The sequence below is a fragment of the Nonomuraea sp. NPDC049309 genome, assembly GCF_043196965.1.
In the GTDB taxonomy this organism is placed as follows: domain Bacteria; phylum Actinomycetota; class Actinomycetes; order Streptosporangiales; family Streptosporangiaceae; genus Nonomuraea; species Nonomuraea fastidiosa.
In genome coordinates this window covers 937912-958118 of record NZ_JBICSH010000002.1, presented here as the reverse complement: position 1 = coordinate 958118, position 20207 = coordinate 937912, and the positions used below count along the sequence as shown (strand labels likewise).

Here is a 20207-nt window from a genome sequence, read left to right as displayed (position 1 = left end):
GGTGCGGGGGCGCGGCGGGTGCGGGTCAGCGTCCGGTGGCCCACACCGGGCGCGCTCCCGTGACGTTGGTCAGCAGCGCGTACAGCGAGGTCGCGGCGGCGATGAACAGGTGGTTGCGCTTGGGCCCGCCGAACACCAGGTTCGCGGCCGGCTCGGGCAGCTTCAGCCGGCCGAGCAGGGTGCCGTCGGGGTCGTAGCAGAGCACCTGCCTGCCGGCCGCGGTCCACAGCCGGCCCTTGGTGTCGAGCCGCATGCCGTCGTACGGGTCCTGCTCGCCGCCCGACGCGAACTCCTTGCCGCCGCTCAGCGTGCCGTCGTCGCGCACCTCGAACACGCGGATGTGCCTGCGGCTGGTGTCGGCGATGTACAGCAGCCGCTCGTCCGGCGAGAACGCGAGCCCGTTGGGCCGGTCGAAGTCGTCGGCCACGATCCGCACCTCGCCCGTCACCGGGTCGGCCCGGTAGACGTGGCAGCCGTCGATCTCCGGCTCGGCGGCCATGCCCTCGTAGTCGCTGAGGATGCCGTACGGGGGGTCGGTGAACCAGATGGAGCCGTCGGAGCGTACGACGACGTCGTTGGGGCTGTTGAAGCGCTTGCCCTGCCAGCGGTCGGCGATCACCGTGATGGAGCCGTCGTGCTCGGTGCGGGTGACCCTGCGCGGGCCCTGCTCGCAGGAGACGAGCCGGCCCTCGCGGTCGAGCGTGTTGCCGTTCGCGTAATCGGACGGCCGCCGGAACAAGCCCACCGCGCCGGTCATCTCGTCCCAGCGCAGCATGCGGTCGTTGGGGATGTCGCTCCAGACCAGGAACCGGCCGGCCGGGAAGTAGACCGGCCCCTCGCCCCAGCGGGTGCCTCGGTACAGGATCTCGATCGTCGTGTCGCCGCCGATCGCGGCCACCCGCTCGTCGAGCACCTCGAACTCAGTGGGGATCGTGTCCGTCATGGCGACCACCTTACGGGGGGCCGGGCGCCGAACTCTGAAGTAAGGTCGAGGTATGTCGAAGGTCGCCTGGAACGCCAAGGAGCTCACCGTCGGGCAGCTCGCGGAACGCAGCGGTGTCGCGGTCTCCGCCCTGCACTTCTACGAGAGCAAGGGCCTCATCAGCAGCCGCCGCACCGCGGGCAACCAGCGCCGCTACACGCGCGAAAGCCTGCGCAGGGTGGCGTTCATCAGGCTGGCGCAGCGCATCGGCATCCCGCTCAAGGTCATCAAGGACGCGCTCAGCGAGCTTCCCGACGAACGCACCCCCACCCGCGAGGACTGGGCCAGGCTCTCGGCCGCCTGGCGCAGCGAGCTGGACGACCGCATCGAGCAGCTCCAGCGGCTGCGCGACGACCTCACCGACTGCATCGGGTGCGGCTGCCTGTCGCTCGACCGGTGCCCGGTCGCCAACCCGTACGACCGGCTGGGCGAGGAGGGGCCCGGTGCGCGGCGCATCGACACCCGGATCTGCCCGCCCCAGGGCCGGCCCTGCCGCGACACCACGTCGCAGGCCCCGGCCGCGCCCTGCGCTACGGCGGGGGCCTGAGCCGGGGGCGTTACGGCTTCTTGGGCGACGGCGGGACGATGAGCGTCGGCCGGTGCGCATGATGCAGCACGTGGTTGGAGACGCTGCCGAGCAGCACCGACCGCACCCCGGCCAGACCGCGCGAGCCGGTGACGATCAGCGAGGCGTCGATCTCGTCGGCCACGTCCACGATCGTCTTCCAGATGGAGTCGTGATCGGCCACCGCACGGTAGGTGACGTCGCTGAGCCCGGACGCGATGGCCAGCTCGGCGCCCTCCTTGGCGTGGTGCTCCGCCTCGGCGTGCGCCTGGTCCTCGGTGCCGGTGTCGATGGAGCTCACGGCCAGCGGATACTTCTTGAGCTGAACGAGCAGCGGCTCCCAGACGGTGACGATGACCGTGGGCTCGGCGGTGAGGTGCTTGGCGGCGAACTCGATCGCGGCGCGCGCGTCGGCCGAGCCGTCGTAGGCGACAAGGATGGTCATGGCTTGCTTCCCTCCGCTTCGGTCATCTCGTAGAGCACCGCAGCGATCACCGGGCATTCCTGCGCGGATTGTCTGTTCCGTCACAGGCCGCCCGGCACGAGAAGGGGGCCGCACACGGATGCTCCGGCGCATCGGGCCGCACGCCTGCGGCCCCACGGCGCGCGAGCGAAGGGCCCACGGCGCGTGCGAAGGGTCGCGCGTGTGCGGCCGCCGGGCGCGCTCGCGTGACGCGGGCGTCAGGTGTCAGTGCTGGGCCATGTCCACGAAGCGGCTGTAGTGGCCCTGGAAGGCGACCGTCACCGTGGCCGTGGGACCGTTACGGTGCTTGGCCACGATCAGGTCCGCCTCGCCCGCGCGCGGCGACTCCGGCTCGTACGCGTCCTCCCGGTGCAGCAGGATGACCATGTCGGCGTCCTGCTCGATGGATCCGGACTCGCGAAGGTCGCTCACCTGAGGGCGCTTGTCCGTTCGCTGCTCGGGGCCTCGGTTGAGCTGGGAGATCGCGATGACCGGGACCTCCAGCTCCTTGGCCAGCAGCTTGATGGCACGCGAGATCTCGGACACCTCGTTCTGGCGGCTTTCGACCTTCTTCGGCGAGCTCATCAGCTGGAGGTAGTCGATGACCACGAACCGCAGGTCGTTGCGCTGCTTGAGGCGGCGGCACTTGGCACGGATCTCCATCATCGACATGTTGGGCGAGTCGTCGATGAACAGCGGCGCCTCGGCCACCTCGCTCATCCTGCGGGCCAGGCGGGTCCAGTCGTCGTCGCCCATCATGCCCGAGCGCATGTGGTGGAGCGCGACGCGGGCCTCGGCGGACAGCAGACGCATGACGATCTCGTTGCGGGACATCTCCAGCGAGAAGATGACCGTGGTCATGCCGTGCTTGATGGCCGCGGACCTGGCGAAGTCGAGGCCGAGCGTGGAGTTGTGGGTGGGGATCAGCGTGCGGCCGGCCAGGTAAAGGTGGTCGGCGTTGTCCACCTCCACGCAGCGCACCGGCACCGACGGCACCGGGCGGACGGCGGTGATCGTGCGGTGGAGGGTGTCGGCGGCGGTGTCGATGTGGACGTTGGCCTCGCTGCGCCGGAACACCTTGTCGGGCGGCGTGAAGGTGATCACGCGGCCCGCCCCGTCGTCCGGGGACACCGAGTAGCCCAGGCCGTGGATCAGCTCGCGGACGTCCGCGGCCAGGCCGGCGTCGGCGAGGGCGAGCCGGATCGTGCCGGCGTCGTCGATGGTGGCGGCGGTGTCGAGCAGGCCCGCCAGAAGCGCCCTGCGCTGCTCCTCCGACGCCCGCAGGTACGCCTCGGGGATGCGCCCCCACGGCTCGGCCAGGGCCCGCGTGCCCGGCGAGCCGCCGTCCGCGCCACTGGCGCAGGTGACCTCCGAAGCGCCCGCCGCGCCGGAGCCGCCGGACGCGGTGGCCAGATGGGCGCCCAGTTCGTACGGGGGCGCCGGCAGGTCGCGGTCCGGCAGGTCGAGCGGGCGGGTGTTGGCGACGGAGTGGCCGGAGTGCAGGGTGGCGGCGATCTCCTCCGTCGTACGGACCCGGGCGGGCCCCTCGCCGGCGGCGGTGAGCCACTGGTGGAGCGCGTCGGCCACGATCACCGTGCCGTCGCTGAACTCGACCTCGTAGCAGGGCCGCCCGTGCAGCACCTCGGTGGCCGCGACGACCCTGGTGGGCCGCCCGTCTGCGCCGATGAGCAGGTCGCCCACCTGGACCTCGCCCATGGTGGTCCAGCCCGCCGGCGTGGGCAGCGGCGTGTCGAGCGCGAGCGCCTTGCCGATGGCGGGACGCGCGGCGACGACGATCATCTGACCGGGGTGCAGGCCGTTGGTGAGCTGGTCGAGGTCGGCGAAGCCGGTGGGGACGCCGACCATCTGGCCGCCGCGGCTGCCGATGGCCTCCAGCTCGTCGAGCGCACCGGGCATGATCTCCGACAGCGGCGCGTAGTCCTCGGAGGTGCGCCGCTCGGTGACCTTGTAGATCTCGGCCTGCGCGCGGTCGACCAGGTCGTCGACCTCTTCGTTCTGGCCGCCGTAGCCGTAGGAGACGATGCGGGTGCCGGCCTCGATGAGGCGGCGCAGGACGGCCTGCTCCCGGACGATCTTGGCGTAGTAGCCGGCGTTGGCGGCCGTGGGGACGACGGCGGTCAGCGTGTGGAGGTAGGCGGCACCGCCCACGCGGGCCATCTCGCCGCGCTTTTGCAGCTCGTCGAAGACGGTGACGGCGTCGGCGGGCTCGCCCCTGCCGTACAGCTCGGTGATGACGTCGTAGATGATCTGGTGGGCCGGGCGATAGAAGTCGTCGGAGCGGACGATCTCCACGACATCGGCGATCGCGTCCTTCGACAGCAGCATGCCGCCCAGGACCGACTGCTCCGCCTCGATGTTGTGAGGAGGTGTGCGCTCGAATCCAGGACCGCCGACGGCCTCGTCGTCAATGCTCACCGCGCCCCCTCGTGCAACTCGCAGGTGGTCGCACCACCCCCACTTGTAGTCGACCGGTGTGACAGTTTCGCGGAGTCCGGGTCGCTCGGCAACGTGGCCTGTGGACAATCCTGTGGTCAACCTGTGTACGACTGGCCTGAGGATGTGAACGGCCTGTGGACGGGGCTGGGGATAACTGTTTCAGATATCCACCGAAGCCCCTCTGAGCTGGGCGAACGGTGTCCACTGGCTGTGGAGAAAAGAAAGTTGGCCTCACACGCCGCGTAATGCCCATAATGGACCAATGCCCATTACATCCAGAGACCGGGAGATTCTCCGGCTAGCCGTGCCCGCGTTCGGCGCGCTCGTCGCCGAGCCGCTCTTCCTGCTCGCCGACTACGCCATCGTCGGCCACGGGCTGGGCACCACGGCGGTCGGCGCTCTGGGCGTGGCGGGCACCGTACTGACGACGCTGGTGAACCTGTGCGTCTTCCTCGCCTACGGCACGACCGCACAGGTGGCGCGGCAGACCGGCGCGGGCGAGCACGCGCGGGCCATGCGCAGCGGCGTGGACGGCATCTGGCTGGCCATCGCCCTCGGTGCAGCGCTGATCGCGGCGTGCTGGCCGCTCGCGCCCGAGATCGTGAGCTGGTTCGGCGCGAGCGGCACGCAGGCCGCGCAGGCGGTGACGTACCTGCGGATCAGCCTGCTCGGCACGCCCGGGATGCTGGTCGTCCTCGCCGGCACCGGCGTGCTGCGCGGCCTGCAGGACACGGTGACGCCCCTGGTGGTGGCCGTGGGGTCGTTCGCCGCGAACGCCGCGCTGAACGCCTGGTTCGTACTCGGCCTCGGCTGGGGCATCGCGGGCTCGGCGTGGGGCACGGTGATCGCGCAAAGTGCGGGCGCGGGCGTCTACCTCGTCGTCGTCGCGCGCGGCGCGCTGCGCCACCGCACCCCGCTCACCCCGTCGCTCCAGGGCATCAGGCAGGCGGGTACGGCGGGCGTCGCCCTGTTCATCCGTACCGTGTGCCTGCGCATCGTGCTGCTGGCCGCCACCGCGATCGCCACCAGGATGGGCGAGGCGGAGCTGGCCGCGTACGCGCTGGCCACCCAGGTGTGGACGCTGCTCGCGTTCGCGCTCGACGCCATCGCGATCGCCGGGCAGGCCATCACCGGCCGCTCGCTGGGCGCCGGTGACGTGCCCGCCACCAGGGACGCCACCCGCCGCATGGTCCAGTGGGGCCTGTGGTCGGGCGTGCTGCTCGGCCTGCTGGTGATCGTGGCCAGGCCGCTGGTGCCCGGCCTGTTCGACGCCGAGCCCGCGGTGGCCGGGCTGCTGCTCGACCTGCTGTGGCCGGTGGCGCTGTTCCAGCCGATCTGCGGCATCGTGTTCGTGCTCGACGGCGTGCTCATCGGCGCGGGCGACCAGCGCTACCTGGCGTGGGCCGGGGTGTGGACGACGCTGGCGTACCTGCCGGCCGCCCTGCTGGCCTCCGGGATCGGCGTGGTCGCGCTGTGGTGCGCGCTCGGCGTGTGGATGGTGGCACGCCTGATCACCCTCGTACGCCGCGCGTCCGGCACCGCGTGGCTGGTAACCGGCGCGTAACCGGATTGTGCTTGCTGTTACCGAAGGGGTGGAGCAGAGTAGGCGCATCCTGAGCGGAGTGCGTTTTGTCCACGATTCTGCGAAAACTGCCGCCTTCTGAGGCCACCGGGCTGCGTACGGGCGCCCGGCACAGCCTTGCCGAGGTGTACCGGCCGGCCGACCTGGTCGTGCTCGGGCTCGGCGTGATGATCGGCGCGGGCATCTTCAGCATCGCCGGTGAGCAGGCCGCGACCACGGCCGGCCCCGGCGTGATCCTCTCCTTCATGATCGCCGGCATCGCCTGCATGCTGGCCTGCTTCTGCTACGCCGAGCTGTCCTCGACGATGCCGACATCGGGCAGCGCGTACACGTTCACCTACGTCATCTTCGGCGAGGTCTGGGCGTGGATCATCGGCTGGGCGCTGATCCTGGAGCTACAGCTCGCCGCCGCGCTGGTGGCCAGAGCATGGGGCGCGATCGCGGTCGGCGCCATCGGCAACTTCGGCATCCGCGTCCCGAACGCGGAGCTGGTCCAGGACCTCCTCGTGCTCGCCATCCTCGTGCTGCTCACCGGCATCGTGGCGCTCGGGGCACGGGTGGGGCTGCGAGCACTGTGGATCATGGTGTCGGCGAAGCTGCTGGCCATCGGCGCCGTCATCGTCGTCGGCCTGCCGCACATCGACCCGGCCAACTTCGGCGACTTCGTCGCGCCGCCCAAGACCCTCAGCACCCCGCCCGCCACCGTGCTGGAGAGCGTCATCGGGGAGGGGCAGGCGTTCGGCTGGTTCGGCATCTTCGCCGCGGCCTCGGCGATCGCGTTCGCGTACGTCGGCTTCGACGTCGTCGCCACCTCGGCCGAGGAGACCGTGAACCCCCGCGAGGCCGTGCCCAAAGGCATGATCCGCAGCCTGGTCATCGCCACCGTCATCTACATCGCGGTCGGCCTGGTCATGGTCGGCATGGTGCCGTACACCAAGATCTCCGCGACGGCGCCGCTGGCCAGCGCCTTCCAGGCGGCGGGGCTCGGGTGGATGGCGCACGTCATCGACGCGGGAGCGGTGCTCGGGCTCACCACCGTGATCCTCGTGCTCATCGTGGGACAGACGCGGGTGCTGTTCTCAATGGCGCGCGACGGGCTGATCCCGCGCGGGCTCGCCAAGGTCAGCCGCCGCTACCACACACCGTCGCGGGTGACGCTGGTGATCGGGCTCATCGCGATCGTGCTGGCCGAGTTCGTCCCCGTGGTGCCGCTGCGCGAGCTGGTGGTGATGGGGACGCTGTTCGCGTTCGCGTTCGTGGCGGCCGGAGTGATCGTGATGCGCCGCCGCATACCGGACCTGGAACGCGGCTTCCGGGTGCCGCTCGCGCCGCTGCTGCCCGCGCTGTCGCTGGTCGCCACGCTCTGGCTGATGGTCAACCTGCGCCTGCTCACCTGGGCCTGGTTCGCGCTGTGGATGGCCTTCGGCCTGCTCGTCTACCTCGTGTACGGCCGCCGCAACAGCCTCCTCGCCCGCCCGCATACCGAACCCGTCATCAGGCCCGTCCACGGCGGCCGGCACCGCCGCTAGAACCGGCCCGACTCCAGCACGCTGCGCAGGAACTCCCGCGTACGCGGATGCTCGGGCTCGCTGAAGATCTTCTCCGGCGGGCCCTTCTCCACGAGCACGCCGCCGTCCAGGAAGCACACGGTGTCGGAGATGTCCCGGCAGAACGACATCTCATGCGTCGTGAGGATCATCGTCATGCCCGACTCCTTCAGCTCCCTGATGATCCCCAGCACCTCCACCACGAGCTGCGGGTCGAGCGCCGAGGTCACCTCATCGAGCAGCATCAGCCTGGGCTGCGTGGCCAGCGCCCTGATGATGGCCACGCGCTGCTGCTGGCCGCCGGAGAGCTGGTCGGGGTAGGCGCGGGCCTTGTCGGCCAGCCCGAAGCGTTCCAGCAGCTCATGGGCCTGCTCCTCGGCCTGCGCCTTCGCCACGCCGTGCACCTGCCGGGGCGCGAGCGTGATGTTGTCGAGCACGGTCATGTGCGGGAACAGGTTGAACGCCTGGAAGACCATGCCGAGCCGCTTGCGCACCTGGTCGGCGTCCACCCGCGGGTCGGTGATCTCGTCGCCGTCGAGGTAGATGGCTCCGTCGTCCACCGTCTCCAGCAGGTTGACGCAGCGCAGCAGCGTGGACTTGCCGGAGCCGGACGCTCCGATGAGGCTCACCACCTCGTGCGGCGCCACCTCCAAGTCGATGCCGCGCAGCACGCTGTGGCCGCGGAAGTGCTTCCACACGCCCTCGATCGTCAGCACGCTCATGCGCCGCGCCTCCTGCGGGTGCGTTCTGCCAGGTGGTCGGTGAACCTGGCCATCGGGATCGTCAGCAGGATGAACAGCAGGGCCGCCACCAGGTAAGGCGTGTAGTTGAAGGTCTGCGCGCTGTGGATCTGCGCCTGCCTGAGCGCCTCGAGCGGCCCGATCGTGGCCACCAGCGCCGAGTCCTTCTGCAGCGAGGCGAAGTCGTTGAGCAGCGGCGGGATGACCCGGCGGGTCGCCTGCGGCACGACCACGAACCGCATCGTCTTGGCGTGGCTCAGGCCCAGCGAGCGCGCCGCCGCGATCTGGCTGGGGTGCACCGACTCGATGCCCGCCCTGAACACCTCGGCGACGTACGCGCCGTACGAGAGCGTCAGCGCGATGATGCCCAGCGTCGCGAGATCCGTCGGAATGCCCTGCAGCCGCAGCGCCGGCAGCCCGAACCCGATCAGGTAGATGACGAGGATCGTCGGCACGCCCCTGAACAGGTCGGTGTAGAGCGTGGCCAGCATCCTGATCGGGAAGAACGCCGGCGCGGTGATGCCCCGGGCCAGCGCCACCAGCAGCCCGATCAGCAGGACCAGCACCTCGGCGATCAGGAAGATCTTGATGTTGAGCACGAACCCGCTCAGCACGTCGGGGAACGCCGCGACGAACTGCTCGCCGTCGAAGAACGTCCTGCGCACGGCCGGCCAGCCCGGCGAGCTGGTGACGCCCCATACCACCAGCACCAGGAAGACGATCGTCGACGCCGTCGCGATCGAGGCCGAGCGGCGGCCGCGCGACCGGCGGACGCGCTCGCGCTCGGCCTGCCGCTCGGACTTGACCCACTCGCTCATGTCAGCTCGGGCGCGCCCGCCGCCGAGCCCAGCCACTGCTCCTCGATCTTGGCCAGGTCGCCCTTGGACTTCAGCGCGTCGATGGCCTTGTCCACGCACGGCTTGAGCGCGCTGCCCTTGCCCATGACCAGGCCGAACTCCTCAGGCGCGCCGCCCGTCGAGCTGAACTGGCCGACGATCACGGAGTTCTCGACCTGGGCGGCCGTCACGTAGAACGCGGTCGGCAGGTCCACGACCGCCGCGTCGATCTGCTTGTTCTTCAGGGCGTTCACGACGTCGATCTGGTCGTTGTAGACGTTGGGGTCGGACGACGGCTTGATGACGTCCCTGACCGCGTTGAACGAGGTCGTCCCCACCTGCACGCCGATCTTCGCGTCCTTCAGTTCGGCCAGGCTCTTCGCCTTGGCGAACTTGCCGTCCTCGGACGCCACCACGGCCTGCTTGACCGTGTAGTAGCCCTTGCTGAAGTCGACCGCCTGGGCCCGCTCCGGGGTGATCGACACCTGGTTGATGTCGAAGTCGAAGGTCTTCTCGCCCGGCGCGAACGCGGTGTCGAACTTGACCGTCGTCCACTGCACCTCGTCGCGGTCGAAGCCCAGCTCCCCCGCCACCGCGAACGCGACCGCGCTCTCGAAGCCCTGCCCGTTGCTCGGGTCGTCGTCCTTGAACCACGGCTCGTAGGCGGGCTTGTCCGTGCCGATCGTGAGCTTGCCCGGCGTCTTGAGCGGAAGCTGGTCCTTGGTGCAAGCGGTGGAGGTGGTGGGGGCCGCAGCGGTGCTCGCCGTATCGTCGACCGGGGCGCATGCGACGCTCGCCGCCGCCAGTGCTCCGAGTGCGAGCAGCATCGAGGGACGGGCCATGGCCTCTGCCTCCAGGGGGAACGTGCGAAAGATCGAGGCGATTCTACGCCGCCCGTATCGGAAATCCGCCCTCAGGGTGCTGCCTACCACGCCATTCCCGGCACTCCGCCCAACGATCAGCCCAAGCCCGGCCGTGGACGGGATCCCGGTGGTGACACGAGGTCGCGAGGCGGCATCCGAGCGCCGGGGCGCCCACCACCGCACCCCACACCACCCGAAAGGCACGCGGCGGGGCCGAGCGGCGGGGCCGGGCGTCACCGCGGCTGGGCGATGCGCGGAGCCCGAGCGGCGCGCCGGCCGGATGACGGCATCGGGCGGCGCGGGTCAGGAGGCGCGGTGGCCGGGGTTGCGTGCGGGAAGGGGGTGGCTCGGGGAGTGAAGGGAGCGAAGGGTCCAGGGCGCGAGGTGGGAAGCGTTCGTACGGAAAGCCGTGGAAAAGCAGAAGGGCCCCCTGGGGAGGGGGCCGCTGCCTGGTGGAAGGTCAGCCCGCGACGACCTCGACGTCGACCGTCGCAGAGACCTCCGGGTGGAGCTTGACCGTCACCCGGTGGGAGCCGACGCTCTTGATCGGGTTGGGGATCTCGATGCGGCGGCGGTCGAGCTCGGGGCCGCCGGCGGCCTTGACGGCCTCGACGATGTCGCCCGAGGTGACCGAACCGAAGAGCCGGCCCGACTCGCCGGCGCGGGTGGCCAGGCGCACGCGCAGCGCGCCGAGCTGGCCGGCGACCTCCTTGGCGGTGCCGAGGTCGCGGATCTCGCGCGCGTCGCGCGCCTTGCGGATGGTCTCGATCTGCTTCTCGGCGCCGCGCGTCCAGCGCATGGCGTAGCCGCGCGGGATGAGGTAGTTACGGCCGTAGCCGTCCTTGACCTCCACGACGTCGCCGGGGGTGCCGAGGCCGGAGACCTCGTTGGTGAGGATGAGCTTCATGTCGACGAACCTCCCTTAGCGCGCCGTGCTCGTGTAAGGCAGCAGGGCCACCTCACGGGCATTCTTGATCGCCGTCGCCACGTCGCGCTGGTGCTGGGTGCAGTTGCCCGTCACCCGGCGCGCACGGATCTTGCCGCGGTCGGAGATGAACTTCCGCAGCAGGGCCGTGTCCTTGTAGTCGACGTAGGAGATCTTGTCGTGGCAGAACAGGCAAACCTTCTTCTTCGGCTTGCGCAGTGCCGGCTTAGCCATCGTGGTGCTCCTTTCAGAGCCCCGCCGTCAAAGCGGGAATGGACTCGGGCTTGTGGACAGGTGTTAGAAAGGCGGTTCGTCGCTGAAGTCGTTGCCACCGCCGAAGCCACCGCCGCCCTGCGGGCCGCCGAAGCCGCCGCCACCGCCACCGCCCTGGTAGCCGCCGCCCTGAGGCGGGGCGGGCGTCGCGGAGGCCCAGGGGTCATCGACAGGACCGCCGCCGAAGCCGCCGCCGCCCTGACGGGAGGTGCGGTTGACCTTGGCGGTCGCGTTACGCAGGGACGGGCCGACCTCGTCGACCTCGACCTCGTAGACCGTGCGCTTCTCGCCTTCCTTGGTCTCGTAGGACCGTTGCTTGAGCCGCCCCTGCACGATGACCCGCATGCCGCGCTGAAGGCTCTCGGCGACGTTTTCCGCCGCCTGCCGCCAGACGTTGCAGGTCAGGAAGAGGCTTTCGCCATCCTTCCACTCGTTGGTCTGCCGATCCAGGTACCGCGGAGTGGACGCGATGCGGAATCGAGCCACCGCTTGCCCCGTCGGGGTGAAGCGCAGCTCCGGGTCGTCGACGAGGTTGCCGACGATGGTGATTACGGTGTCGCCTGCTGCCATGGCTAGCGCTCGCCTTCCTGCACGCCTTCGCTTGGGTTACGGCTCAGAGTACGGGGCTTCCCCGACAAAAAACCGGAGGTTAGTGCACGTCCGGACGCAGGACCTTGGTGCGCAGGACACCCTCGTTGAGGTTGAGCTGGCGGTCGAGCTCCTTGACCGTCGCGGGGTTCGCGGACAGGTCGATGACGGCGTAGATGCCCTCGGACTTCTTGTTGATGTCGTACGCGAGCCGGCGGCGACCCCACACGTCGACCTTCTCCACGGTGCCGCCGTCGTTGCGGACCACCGACAGGAACTGGTCGAGGGACGGAGCGACGGTGCGCTCGTCGAGCGAGGGGTCCAGGATGACCATTACTTCGTAACGACGCATGCGGACTCCTACCTCCTCTGGACTTTTGCGGTCACGACGCTCTGCCGTGACAGGAGGACGCTGGCGCCTGAGCCCGGCGGGCCCCTTTCGGCACCCCGGGGCGACGGGTCACCCGTCGCAGCGCAGCGTGCCCCAGGTTACCAGCCGCTGCTCGATGGGAAGGCCTTGAGGAAACCAAGGGGGTGATGGCTGTGCCACATGTGCTTCAGCCCTCCGAGAGGGAGCGGTTCAAGTTCACGCTCAACACCGACGGACGTCCGCACCGCGTCGAGAACACCCTCGCGATCATCACGCTCGTGTGCGGCGTGGTGGCGTTCGTCGCGACGTTCTGGCCTTCGGCGCACATGATCTCGTCGTGGGTCGGCACGCTCGGTTTCGGCGTGGGCCTGTACTCGCAGTACATCTCGGCGACCACGCCACAGCGCTCGCTCAACGTGGTGGGTATGGTCGGGTCGTTCGTGGGGGCCGCGCTCGGCATCGCGCACGGCGGCTTCCTCCCGCACCCCTGACCCCGTACGCACCAGCCGGCGGCCACGGGCGTACGCGCCCAGGGCCGCCGTGCGGGCCGATCAGCCGATGTGCAGGTCGATGCCGAGCAGCACCAGAAACCACAGGAAGACCGCGAGCAGCGCCTCGGCGACGTCCCTCAGCAGTGCCGGCGTGATGTAGTCGTGGACCCAGGCGACGTAGAGGCCGACGACGACGTAGACGGTGACGATCAGCGCCCGTAAGCGCCAGCGGCTCATGGCGGGACTCCTCGTGTCGGGGGGCCTTGCGTCTGCCCCGGGGCAGACCGGCCAAACCCGGCCGCCTCCCGTTCAGGCGGCGGATAGCCTTACCGCATGGTGCGAATCGGAGCTCACGTCGATCAGGACGATCCCGCCGCCAGGGGCGCCGAGGTGGGGGCCGAGGTGGTGCAGTTCTTCCTCGGCGATCCGCAGGGCTACGACAAGCCGGTGCTGCCCGCCAAGCCGGTCGAGGGCGTCGACATCTACATCCACGCGCCCTACCTGATCAACGTGGCGACCACCAACAACCGCATCAGGATCCCCAGCCGCAAGCTGCTCGAGCAGCATCTCAAGGCGGCGGCGAGCCTCGGCGCCAAGGGCCTGGTCGTGCACGGCGGCCACGTCAACAAGAACGACGACCCGCAGGCGGGCTTCGACAACTGGCGCAAGGTGTTCGAGCGCATGGAGTGCCCGATCCCCGTGCTGATCGAGAACACCGCGGGCGGCGGCAACGCGATGGCGCGCAAGCTGGAGCGCATCGCGCGGCTGTGGGACGCGCTCGACGGGTTCGACGTGGGTTTCTGTCTCGACACCTGCCACGCGCACGCGGGCGGCGAGGAGCTGATCGACGTGGTCGAGCGGGTCAAGGCCATCACCGGCCGCATCGACCTCGTCCACTGCAACGACTCGCGCGACGACTTCGACTCGGGTGCCGACCGCCACGCCAACATCGGCCGGGGCAAGATCGACCCCGAGCTGATCCTGGCGGTGTGCCGGGCGGCGGGCGCGCCGATCGTGGTGGAGACGCCGCGCGACGGCCAGGCCGAGGACATCGCGTTCCTGAGGAAGAACCTCTAGCGAACGTTCTGAGGAAAACCTTCAGCGAATACACACAGGCTGTGGATAACTTCCCTGGATTACCCAGAGAAGAAAGTGGGTATGAAGATCAGCCTGCCCACGCACCGCTGAGGAATCTGGCCGTGTTGACCAGCATCAGCGGCCCCGAGATCAGCACGTAGAGCGCCATCACCCAGGGGCGGCGGGCCGACACCCGCGCGAGCAGCACCCACAGCGGAAACCACAGCAGCAGCGAGCGCGGGATCGACAGGTAGTACGCCGACGTCATCAGCGCCGCCGCCTGCCCGCCCGCGTACACCGCCTCGCTCCACCGGCGCGCGGCCAGCAGCCACACGAGCGCGGCCACGACCACCACGGCGCCGGCGATCTCCATGCGGAACGCCACCGCGAACTCGCCGGAGCCCATCGCCGAGCGCCAGGTCGTGCGCCACGCCTCCCACGGCCAGGCGAAGTCGCGTCCCCAGCCGGCCTCCTGCGCGTGCTTCCACGCCAGCCAGTCGCCGGTCCTGCGGTACTGGTAGAACGAGTACGCCAAGAGCGGCAGGAACGGCACCGCGAGCCACGGAGCCCGGCGCGGCGGCTCCCTGCGCACCGCGTAGTCGACGTACTCGACGACCAGCGCCACGGCGAGGAACAGCCCGGTGATGCGCACGCACGACGCGCCCGCCGCCAGCAGCGCCGCCTCGGGCCAGCGGCCCTGGCGGGCGGCCAGCCAGGCCGGGATCGCGAAGGCCAGGAAGAGCGACTCGCTGTAGCCGGCGGCCAGGAACACCGCCATGGGGAAGGCCAGCAGCCCCAGCACCGCCATCCACCCCGGCGCGCCCTCGACCTCGGCGAGCCTGGCCAGCGCCACCATGGCGACCGCGCCGGAGACCAGCGACACCAGCAGCCCGGCCGCCGCCCAGTCGGGCACGACGAGGTGCACCAGCCGCAGCGCCATCGGCAGCCCGGGGAAGAACGCGGGCAGGCCGTCGTCGGGCGGACTGCCGGGCTCGCCGTCGTAGCCGTACTCGGCGATGGTGACGAACAGCGTGGTGTCCCACTTGCGCCACTTGTCGGCGTATCCGGCCAGGGAGGCGCCGAGCAGGGTCGCCACCAGCAGCCCGGCACGCGAGCCGAACCAGAGCAGCAGCGCGTCCCGTGCGGCAGACCGCGTGATCATCTGACCAGGGACGCCAGCGTGAACCGGTCAGGGGCGCCGTCGAACACGCCGCCCGTCTGGTCGTCGACTCCCGCCGCGCGCACCACGTCCTTGTCGGGCTTGAGGATGTCGCGCACGACGAACGCCATCATGATGGCGATGGTGATGACCCGCCCCCACACGGCCGTGAAGTACGTGTCGTCGCCGATGCCCAGGTCCTCGCGCCCCAGCGGCGGCTGCGAGAGCAGGTAGAGCCAGATCGCCACGAAGTACCACACCTCGGCGAGCTGCCACAGCGCGAGCGGCTTCCAGTTGGGCCTGGCCAGCACCGCGAACGGCACCAGCCACAGCACGAACTGCGGCGACCAGACCTTGTTGGTCATCATGAACGCGGCCAGCGCGAGGAAGCAGATCTGGGCCAGCCGGGGCCGGCGCGGCGCGGCCAGCGTCAGCACCGCGATGCCCAGGCACAGGACGGCCAGCGAGACCATGCCGAGCGTGCTCACGTCGGCCTCGCCGAGGATCGGCCAGCCCTTGGTCTGGAAGAACAGCCACGGCGAGCCCCAGTCGACCCCGCGCTCCTGGGAGAAGACGTAGAAGCGGCGCCAGCCGTCCCACGCGAAGACCATGAAGGGCAGGTTGACCAGCAGCCAGGCCGCGGCCGCCGCGCCCAGCGTCTCCAGGAACGGCCGCCATCGTCCTGAGCGCCACGCCAGCAGGAACAGCGCGCCGACGAACATCAGCGGATAGAACTTCGTCGCGATCGCGAGCCCCAGCAGCACGCCGGCGAGCACCTGCCGCTCGCGCTTCCACGCCAGCAGCATGCCCATGGACAGCACGCCGGCGACCAGGTCCCAGTTGATGTACGCGGCCAGCACCACGGCCGGGGAGATCGCGTACCAGAGGGGGTCCCAGCGCCTCACCGGGCCGGCCACCGCCGCCATGAGCAGCACCCCGCCCACCAGGCAGAGCCCGAGCAGGATCACGGTCAGGTCGTAGAAGCGCACCGCCTGGACGACCGTGTCAGGGGACAGCGCGCGGGCGATCCAGCTCATGACCTGCATGACCTCGCCCAGCACCACCGGGTACTCGACCTGCTTGTCGAACGGCACCGCGGCGAAGTAGGGGTTCTCCCTGTCGAGGGCGCGGTCGAAGTACAGGGGGTAGATGTCGGTGTAGCAGAAGTTCGTGTACGTGGTGACCTGGTCGTTCCAGCCGCCCGTACGGCAGGGCAGGCGTACCACGTACGCGAGGCTCGCCCCCAGGGCCGCGATGAGCCCCAGGGGCAGGTACGGCACGGCACGCGCCACCCACGGAGCGCGTGCCTCGGTCGCTGGCTGCGTCACCGGCCGCGTCACTGGTCCTCGTGCCTGGCGGGCGCGGGACGGGGGCCGCTCGGCCTGGCGTGCGGCACCGCCCCGCCCCCTGCGGTGTCCACGTCGCTGTCGGGCAGGCCGAGCTGGTCGGTGTCCTCCATCCCGGTGTCGACGTCGCTCTCAGGGGCGGCCGGGCCTTCGTCGACGTCGCAGTTGACCAGGCAGTCGCGGTCCTGGTCGCCGAACGGGTCCCCGTTGTCGAGCGGCTCGTCGTCGGCCTCGGGCGTCGGGGTCGGCGTGGGCGTCGGGCTCGGCACGATGTTCTCCGGCGTGCCGACCTCGGCCGGCTCGGGGAACTTCTCGATCGGCAGGCCCTCGTGGGCGAGCTGCATGAACTTCTGCCAGACGATCGTGGGCGGGCCCGCGCCCTCGAAGCCCAGCGAGACCTCCCTGACCCTGGTGTACGGGTTGTTCGGGCCGTACCTCTTGCTCTTGCCGTGGTAGATCGGGCAGTTGGAGTGCTCGGGCGGGACGACCTTGCCGGTCTTGGTCACGCACTGCTCGCGGTAGAAGCCGACCGCCGTGGAGATCTGCGGCGTGTAGCCGACGAACCAGGCTTCCTTCTCGTCGTTGTTGGTGCCGGTCTTGCCGGCCGCCGGGCGGGCGCCGAGGCCCTTGCCGGCGGCGGTGCCGGACTTCAGCACCTCCTGCATGGCGAGCGTGGCGTCGGCGGCGACGCCCTCGTCGATGACCCGCTTGCTCGGAGCCATCTCGGGGTAGACGACCCTGTTGTCCCGGTCCAGCACCCGCTGCACCACGTGGTAGGGGGTGTACTTGCCGCCGTTGGCGAAGATGGAGTAGCCGGCCGCCTGCTCCACCGGCGTCACCAGGGCGCTGCCGATGGCGAACTGGTAGTAGTGCTCCTTGACGTCGTCGTCCATGCGCTTTTCGTTGAAGCCGGCCGCCTTGACGAGGTCCTTGACGTCGTCGAGCTTGTTGGGCAGCGCGTACGCCATCGACACGAACGCGGTGTTCACCGACTGCGCCGTGGCCTTGATGACGTCGATGGACCTGCCCACGTTGTGGCTGTTCTTGATGCCGCCGGCCTGCTGGCCCGGCAGCTCCTTCGGCACCGTCTCATTGCCCGGCACGTAGCTCTTGAGCGAGTAGCCCGCCTGCAGCCAGGCCGCCAGCACGTACGGCTTGAACGCCGACGCCGCCTGCTTGGTCGACTGGAACGGCTCGTTCCACGGGTCGGTGAGGTAGTTGTCACCGCCGTAGAAGGCCAGCACGCGTCCGTTCTTCGGGTTCACGGCGGCCAGGCCGGCGTGGAACTCCGTGGACAGGTTGTAGGCCTTCATCGTCTCCTTGACCGCGGTCTTCGCGTGCCGCATGAGCTTCTTGTCGAAGGTGGAGACGATCTTGAAGCCGCCGCTCGCGACCTTGTCGCGGGTCAGGCCGCGGCCCTCGAGCTCCTTCAGCACCTGATCGACCATGTAGCCGTTGAGCCCGGCCATCCCGTTGTCGGACACCTTCGCCCGGGTCTTGGGGAACTTCGCGGTCTTCGGCAGGTTCCCGTACTTCTCCGGCCACTGCTCGGCCATGTACTGGATGACGGTCTTCCAGCGTGCCTTCAGCGCGGGCGCGTCGTGGTCCCAGCTCGGCCGCTGGATGCGCGCGGCGAGGTAGGCGCCCTGCTCGGGGGTGAGGTTCTTGGCGTGGACGTTCTTGCCGGGGAAGTACGCCTTCGCGGCGGCCTCCACACCGTAGGCGCGGCCGAAGTTGATGGTGTTGAGGTAGTTCTGAAGGATCTGGTCCTTGGTGAGCTCGTCGTCGAGCTTGACCGCGACCATGATCTCCATGACCTTACGCTTGATCGACACTTCCTGGCTGAGGCCGTCGTAGTAGTTACGGGCCATCTGCTGGGTGATCGTCGAGGCGCCCTGGAGCTGCTGGCCGGTGACCGTGCTCCAGAGCGAGCGGATCATGGCCGTGATGGAGATGCCGGAGTCCTCGTAGAACGTCTTGTTCTCGATCGCGATGGCGGCGTCCTTGACGGTGTCGGCCATCTGGTCGATCGGGACGCTTTCGCGCTTGAAGCCGAGCGTGGCGATCGGGGTCTTGCCGTCGCGGTAGTAGATGGTGCTCTGCTCGGCGACCGCCTCCGCCTGGGCCTCGTCGGGCACGGGCGTGTTGGCGTAGGCGACCATGATCATGCCGAACATGCCGGCCGCGAGCACCACGATGCCGGCCACGACCATCTTCCAGCTCGGCAGGAACCTGCGCCAGCCGCCGCGGCCGCCGCCCTTCTTGACCGGCGGCTCCGGGGGCTCGGACGGCGGGCCGGAGGCGCCGCGGCGGCGCGAGCGCCGGGGGCCGTCGGCGGCGATCGTCTCCTCGCGGCTCATCGCGCGCGTGTCGTGGCGGGCGCGCGAGCGCGCCGGCGGCCGGTCGGCGCCCTCCTGCGCGAAGTCGCCGCGCGCGTGCGCGTAGTCGCCGCGCCGTTCATATCCACCCCGCTGGGGCCGCTCAGCGCGCTCACGGCCATAATCACCGCGCTCACGACCGTAGTCACCACGCTCGCGGCCGTAATCGGCCCTCGCCCGTCTAGGAGGCGGAGGGTCGTCATCGAACGACGGCGCGGCCATGGCGCCGGTCTGCTCATATGCGGCTTCAGGACGGCGAGGCTGCTGTGCGGTGTTCCAACCCGGCTCGCCGGTTTGCGGTGGAGAACCCGGGGGCACAGAACGGGATGAGCTGGAGCGACGGCGCCTTCCCGGGCGTGCCGTCCCCTCATTCATGCTGTTACTCACACGTCCTCGCAACCTTGTTCGGAACAAAACGGCGGTCGGGCGTGAAGCTGCTCGCCGCCCTCGGGTTTCACGCTTGATCGACGAGGTCAGGCGGTCCGTTCCCGAGGACGTACGAAACCGTCAGGTGATTCCAGGAACAACCTTGGCAGACCTCGACAACGTACGCCCGGAACTCATCGTAATCATGGGCCATTGCGGCGAGTTCTGCCGCGACCTTTGCCTGACCGGCATGCCGTCCGAGCGCTTCGCCGTAGACGAAGGTCACCTCGGTGACGTTCCTGCTCTCGCAGACCGGGCAGAGGCGTTCGGTCGGCTCGCCGAAGTGGCGGGCGGCGCGAAGGAGGTAGGGCTGTGCGTCACAGACGTCGCGGCGCGACGACCGGCCGGCGCGAAGGGAGCGGATCACCGCCCTTTTCGCCAGGCCGTAATCCACCACCCCTCTCTGCGACCACATGAGCGCCAGACTACGGCGTTTCCGAGCTTGATCCCAACGACTTGGCCGATTCGACGATTGCCGCGATATAGCGCCCCGACGTATCCTCGTGATGTATCGGCTCGATACATTGACGCGAGAGGGGGCGGTTCCAGTGGCCAGCGGACAGGGCAGGGTGCTGGAACTGGCCGTGCTCGGGTCGCTGCACGAGACGCCGCTCCACGGCTACGAGCTGCGCAAACGGCTCAACGCCCTGCTGGGGATGTTCCGTGCGTTCTCCTACGGGTCGCTGTACCCCTGTCTGCGATCACTTCTCGCCCAGGGCCTCATCGCCGAGGAGCAGCCGGCTCCTTCCACGATCGTCGGCGGCAGATCGAAGATCGTCTACAAGCTGACCGCCGAGGGCAAGGAACGGCTGCAGGAGCTGCTCACCCAAGCCGGGCCGTCCGCCTGGGAGGACGAGAGCTTCGGCGTGCACTTCGCGTTCTTCCGGCACACGGAGGCCGAGGTGCGCCTGCGCATTCTCGAAGGCCGTCGCAGCCGTCTGTTGGAGCGACTCGACGCGGTGCGCACCGCGCTGGCACGCACCAGGGAGCGACTCGACAGCTACACGCTCGAGCTGCAACGCCACGGGCTCGAGTCGGTCGAGCGCGAGGTGCGCTGGCTGAACGAGCTGATCGCAACTGAGCGTCGGGCCTCGTCGGAAGGCGGGCCCGAGAGAGATACCACGTCAACTGATGAGTAA

21 protein-coding genes are annotated in these 20207 nt (G+C 69.7%); 6 read left to right on the top strand and 15 right to left on the bottom strand.

Annotated elements, in window-relative coordinates:
- Positions 1 to 25: 25 nt before the first annotated feature.
- Positions 26 to 943, bottom strand: coding sequence for an SMP-30/gluconolactonase/LRE family protein (locus ACGFIM_RS18405; RefSeq protein ID WP_393201693.1), 918 nt, complete (start codon positions 941 to 943; stop codon positions 26 to 28).
- A gap of 52 nt (positions 944 to 995) precedes the next feature.
- On the opposite strand from ACGFIM_RS18405, the gene soxR reads away from it, so the two are divergent.
- Positions 996 to 1529 carry a redox-sensitive transcriptional activator SoxR gene (gene soxR, locus ACGFIM_RS18400; RefSeq protein ID WP_393201691.1) on the top strand — a complete coding sequence of 178 codons (534 nt, stop codon included), beginning with the start codon at positions 996 to 998 and terminating at the stop codon, positions 1527 to 1529.
- A 10-nt stretch (positions 1530 to 1539) separates the two neighbouring features.
- Here soxR and ACGFIM_RS18395 read toward each other — a convergent pair whose 3' ends face one another.
- Both ACGFIM_RS18395 and dnaB read right to left on the bottom strand, forming a co-directional pair.
- Positions 1540 to 1992: a universal stress protein gene (locus ACGFIM_RS18395; RefSeq protein ID WP_393201689.1), complete on the bottom strand. Its 453-nt coding sequence runs from the start codon at positions 1990 to 1992 to the stop codon at positions 1540 to 1542.
- 243 nt (positions 1993 to 2235) lie between these two features.
- Positions 2236 to 4446 (bottom strand): replicative DNA helicase, encoded by a 2211-nt coding sequence (gene dnaB, locus ACGFIM_RS18390; protein WP_393201687.1) that lies wholly within the window; start codon positions 4444 to 4446, stop codon positions 2236 to 2238.
- Positions 4447 to 4729: 283 nt separating this feature from the next.
- Here dnaB and ACGFIM_RS18385 point away from each other — a divergent pair, with 283 nt between their 5' ends.
- Both ACGFIM_RS18385 and ACGFIM_RS18380 read left to right on the top strand, forming a co-directional pair.
- The gene (locus ACGFIM_RS18385) at positions 4730 to 6031 is read left to right on the top strand and encodes an MATE family efflux transporter (RefSeq protein ID WP_393201685.1); all 1302 of its coding nucleotides are present in this window, start codon (positions 4730 to 4732) and stop codon (positions 6029 to 6031) included.
- A gap of 65 nt (positions 6032 to 6096) precedes the next feature.
- Complete coding sequence (locus tag ACGFIM_RS18380; protein WP_393201683.1) at positions 6097 to 7578, top strand: APC family permease; 1482 nt, start codon at positions 6097 to 6099, stop codon at positions 7576 to 7578.
- Here the strand turns inward: ACGFIM_RS18380 and ACGFIM_RS18375 are convergent.
- From ACGFIM_RS18375 to rpsF, 7 genes are all read right to left on the bottom strand, one after another.
- On the bottom strand, positions 7575 to 8318 hold the full coding sequence (locus tag ACGFIM_RS18375) for an amino acid ABC transporter ATP-binding protein (protein WP_393201681.1): 744 nt from the start codon (positions 8316 to 8318) through the stop codon (positions 7575 to 7577). The genes ACGFIM_RS18380 and ACGFIM_RS18375 overlap by 4 nt on opposite strands.
- Complete coding sequence (locus ACGFIM_RS18370) at positions 8315 to 9154, bottom strand: amino acid ABC transporter permease (protein WP_393201679.1); 840 nt, start codon at positions 9152 to 9154, stop codon at positions 8315 to 8317. The genes ACGFIM_RS18375 and ACGFIM_RS18370 overlap by 4 nt, the downstream gene beginning before the upstream one ends.
- On the bottom strand, positions 9151 to 10014 hold the full coding sequence (locus ACGFIM_RS18365; RefSeq protein ID WP_393201677.1) for an ABC transporter substrate-binding protein: 864 nt from the start codon (positions 10012 to 10014) through the stop codon (positions 9151 to 9153). The genes ACGFIM_RS18370 and ACGFIM_RS18365 overlap by 4 nt, the downstream gene beginning before the upstream one ends.
- Positions 10015 to 10495: 481 nt before the next feature.
- The gene (rplI, locus tag ACGFIM_RS18360; protein ID WP_393201675.1) at positions 10496 to 10942 is read right to left on the bottom strand and encodes a 50S ribosomal protein L9; all 447 of its coding nucleotides are present in this window, start codon (positions 10940 to 10942) and stop codon (positions 10496 to 10498) included.
- 15 nt (positions 10943 to 10957) lie between these two features.
- A complete protein-coding gene (gene rpsR, locus ACGFIM_RS18355; RefSeq protein ID WP_020543048.1) occupies positions 10958 to 11194 on the bottom strand; it encodes a 30S ribosomal protein S18 in 237 nt (78 codons plus the stop codon).
- A 63-nt stretch (positions 11195 to 11257) separates the two neighbouring features.
- The gene (locus ACGFIM_RS18350; RefSeq protein WP_393201673.1) at positions 11258 to 11803 is read right to left on the bottom strand and encodes a single-stranded DNA-binding protein; all 546 of its coding nucleotides are present in this window, start codon (positions 11801 to 11803) and stop codon (positions 11258 to 11260) included.
- Positions 11804 to 11882: 79 nt separating this feature from the next.
- On the bottom strand, positions 11883 to 12173 hold the full coding sequence (gene rpsF / locus ACGFIM_RS18345; RefSeq protein WP_393201671.1) for a 30S ribosomal protein S6: 291 nt from the start codon (positions 12171 to 12173) through the stop codon (positions 11883 to 11885).
- 191 nt (positions 12174 to 12364) lie between these two features.
- Between rpsF and ACGFIM_RS18340 the strand changes: the two genes are divergently transcribed.
- Positions 12365 to 12682 (top strand): hypothetical protein, encoded by a 318-nt coding sequence (locus ACGFIM_RS18340; RefSeq protein WP_393201669.1) that lies wholly within the window; start codon positions 12365 to 12367, stop codon positions 12680 to 12682.
- Between the two features lie 60 nt (positions 12683 to 12742).
- Here the strand turns inward: ACGFIM_RS18340 and ACGFIM_RS18335 are convergent, their stop codons facing one another.
- Positions 12743 to 12919, bottom strand: a complete 177-nt coding sequence (locus ACGFIM_RS18335) for a hypothetical protein (protein ID WP_393201667.1) — start codon at positions 12917 to 12919, stop codon at positions 12743 to 12745.
- Between the two features lie 96 nt (positions 12920 to 13015).
- On the opposite strand from ACGFIM_RS18335, the gene ACGFIM_RS18330 reads away from it, so the two are divergent.
- On the top strand, positions 13016 to 13759 hold the full coding sequence (locus ACGFIM_RS18330; protein WP_393201665.1) for a deoxyribonuclease IV: 744 nt from the start codon (positions 13016 to 13018) through the stop codon (positions 13757 to 13759).
- 88 nt (positions 13760 to 13847) lie between these two features.
- Here the strand turns inward: ACGFIM_RS18330 and ACGFIM_RS18325 are convergent, their stop codons facing one another.
- The 4 genes from ACGFIM_RS18325 to ACGFIM_RS18310 all read right to left on the bottom strand — a co-directional run bounded on the left by ACGFIM_RS18325 (position 13848) and on the right by ACGFIM_RS18310 (position 19483).
- Positions 13848 to 14921, bottom strand: coding sequence for a mannosyltransferase family protein (locus ACGFIM_RS18325; RefSeq protein WP_393201663.1), 1074 nt, complete (start codon positions 14919 to 14921; stop codon positions 13848 to 13850).
- Positions 14918 to 16198, bottom strand: a complete 1281-nt coding sequence (locus ACGFIM_RS18320) for a glycosyltransferase family 87 protein (RefSeq protein WP_393201661.1) — start codon at positions 16196 to 16198, stop codon at positions 14918 to 14920. The genes ACGFIM_RS18325 and ACGFIM_RS18320 overlap by 4 nt, the downstream gene beginning before the upstream one ends.
- 56 nt (positions 16199 to 16254) lie before the next feature.
- Positions 16255 to 18624, bottom strand: coding sequence for a transglycosylase domain-containing protein (locus tag ACGFIM_RS18315; RefSeq protein ID WP_393201659.1), 2370 nt, complete (start codon positions 18622 to 18624; stop codon positions 16255 to 16257).
- 472 nt (positions 18625 to 19096) lie between these two features.
- Positions 19097 to 19483, bottom strand: coding sequence for a DUF5318 family protein (locus ACGFIM_RS18310; RefSeq protein WP_393201657.1), 387 nt, complete (start codon positions 19481 to 19483; stop codon positions 19097 to 19099).
- A 133-nt stretch (positions 19484 to 19616) separates the two neighbouring features.
- Between ACGFIM_RS18310 and ACGFIM_RS18305 the strand changes: the two genes are divergently transcribed.
- The gene (locus ACGFIM_RS18305) at positions 19617 to 20207 is read left to right on the top strand and encodes a PadR family transcriptional regulator (protein WP_364064570.1); all 591 of its coding nucleotides are present in this window, start codon (positions 19617 to 19619) and stop codon (positions 20205 to 20207) included.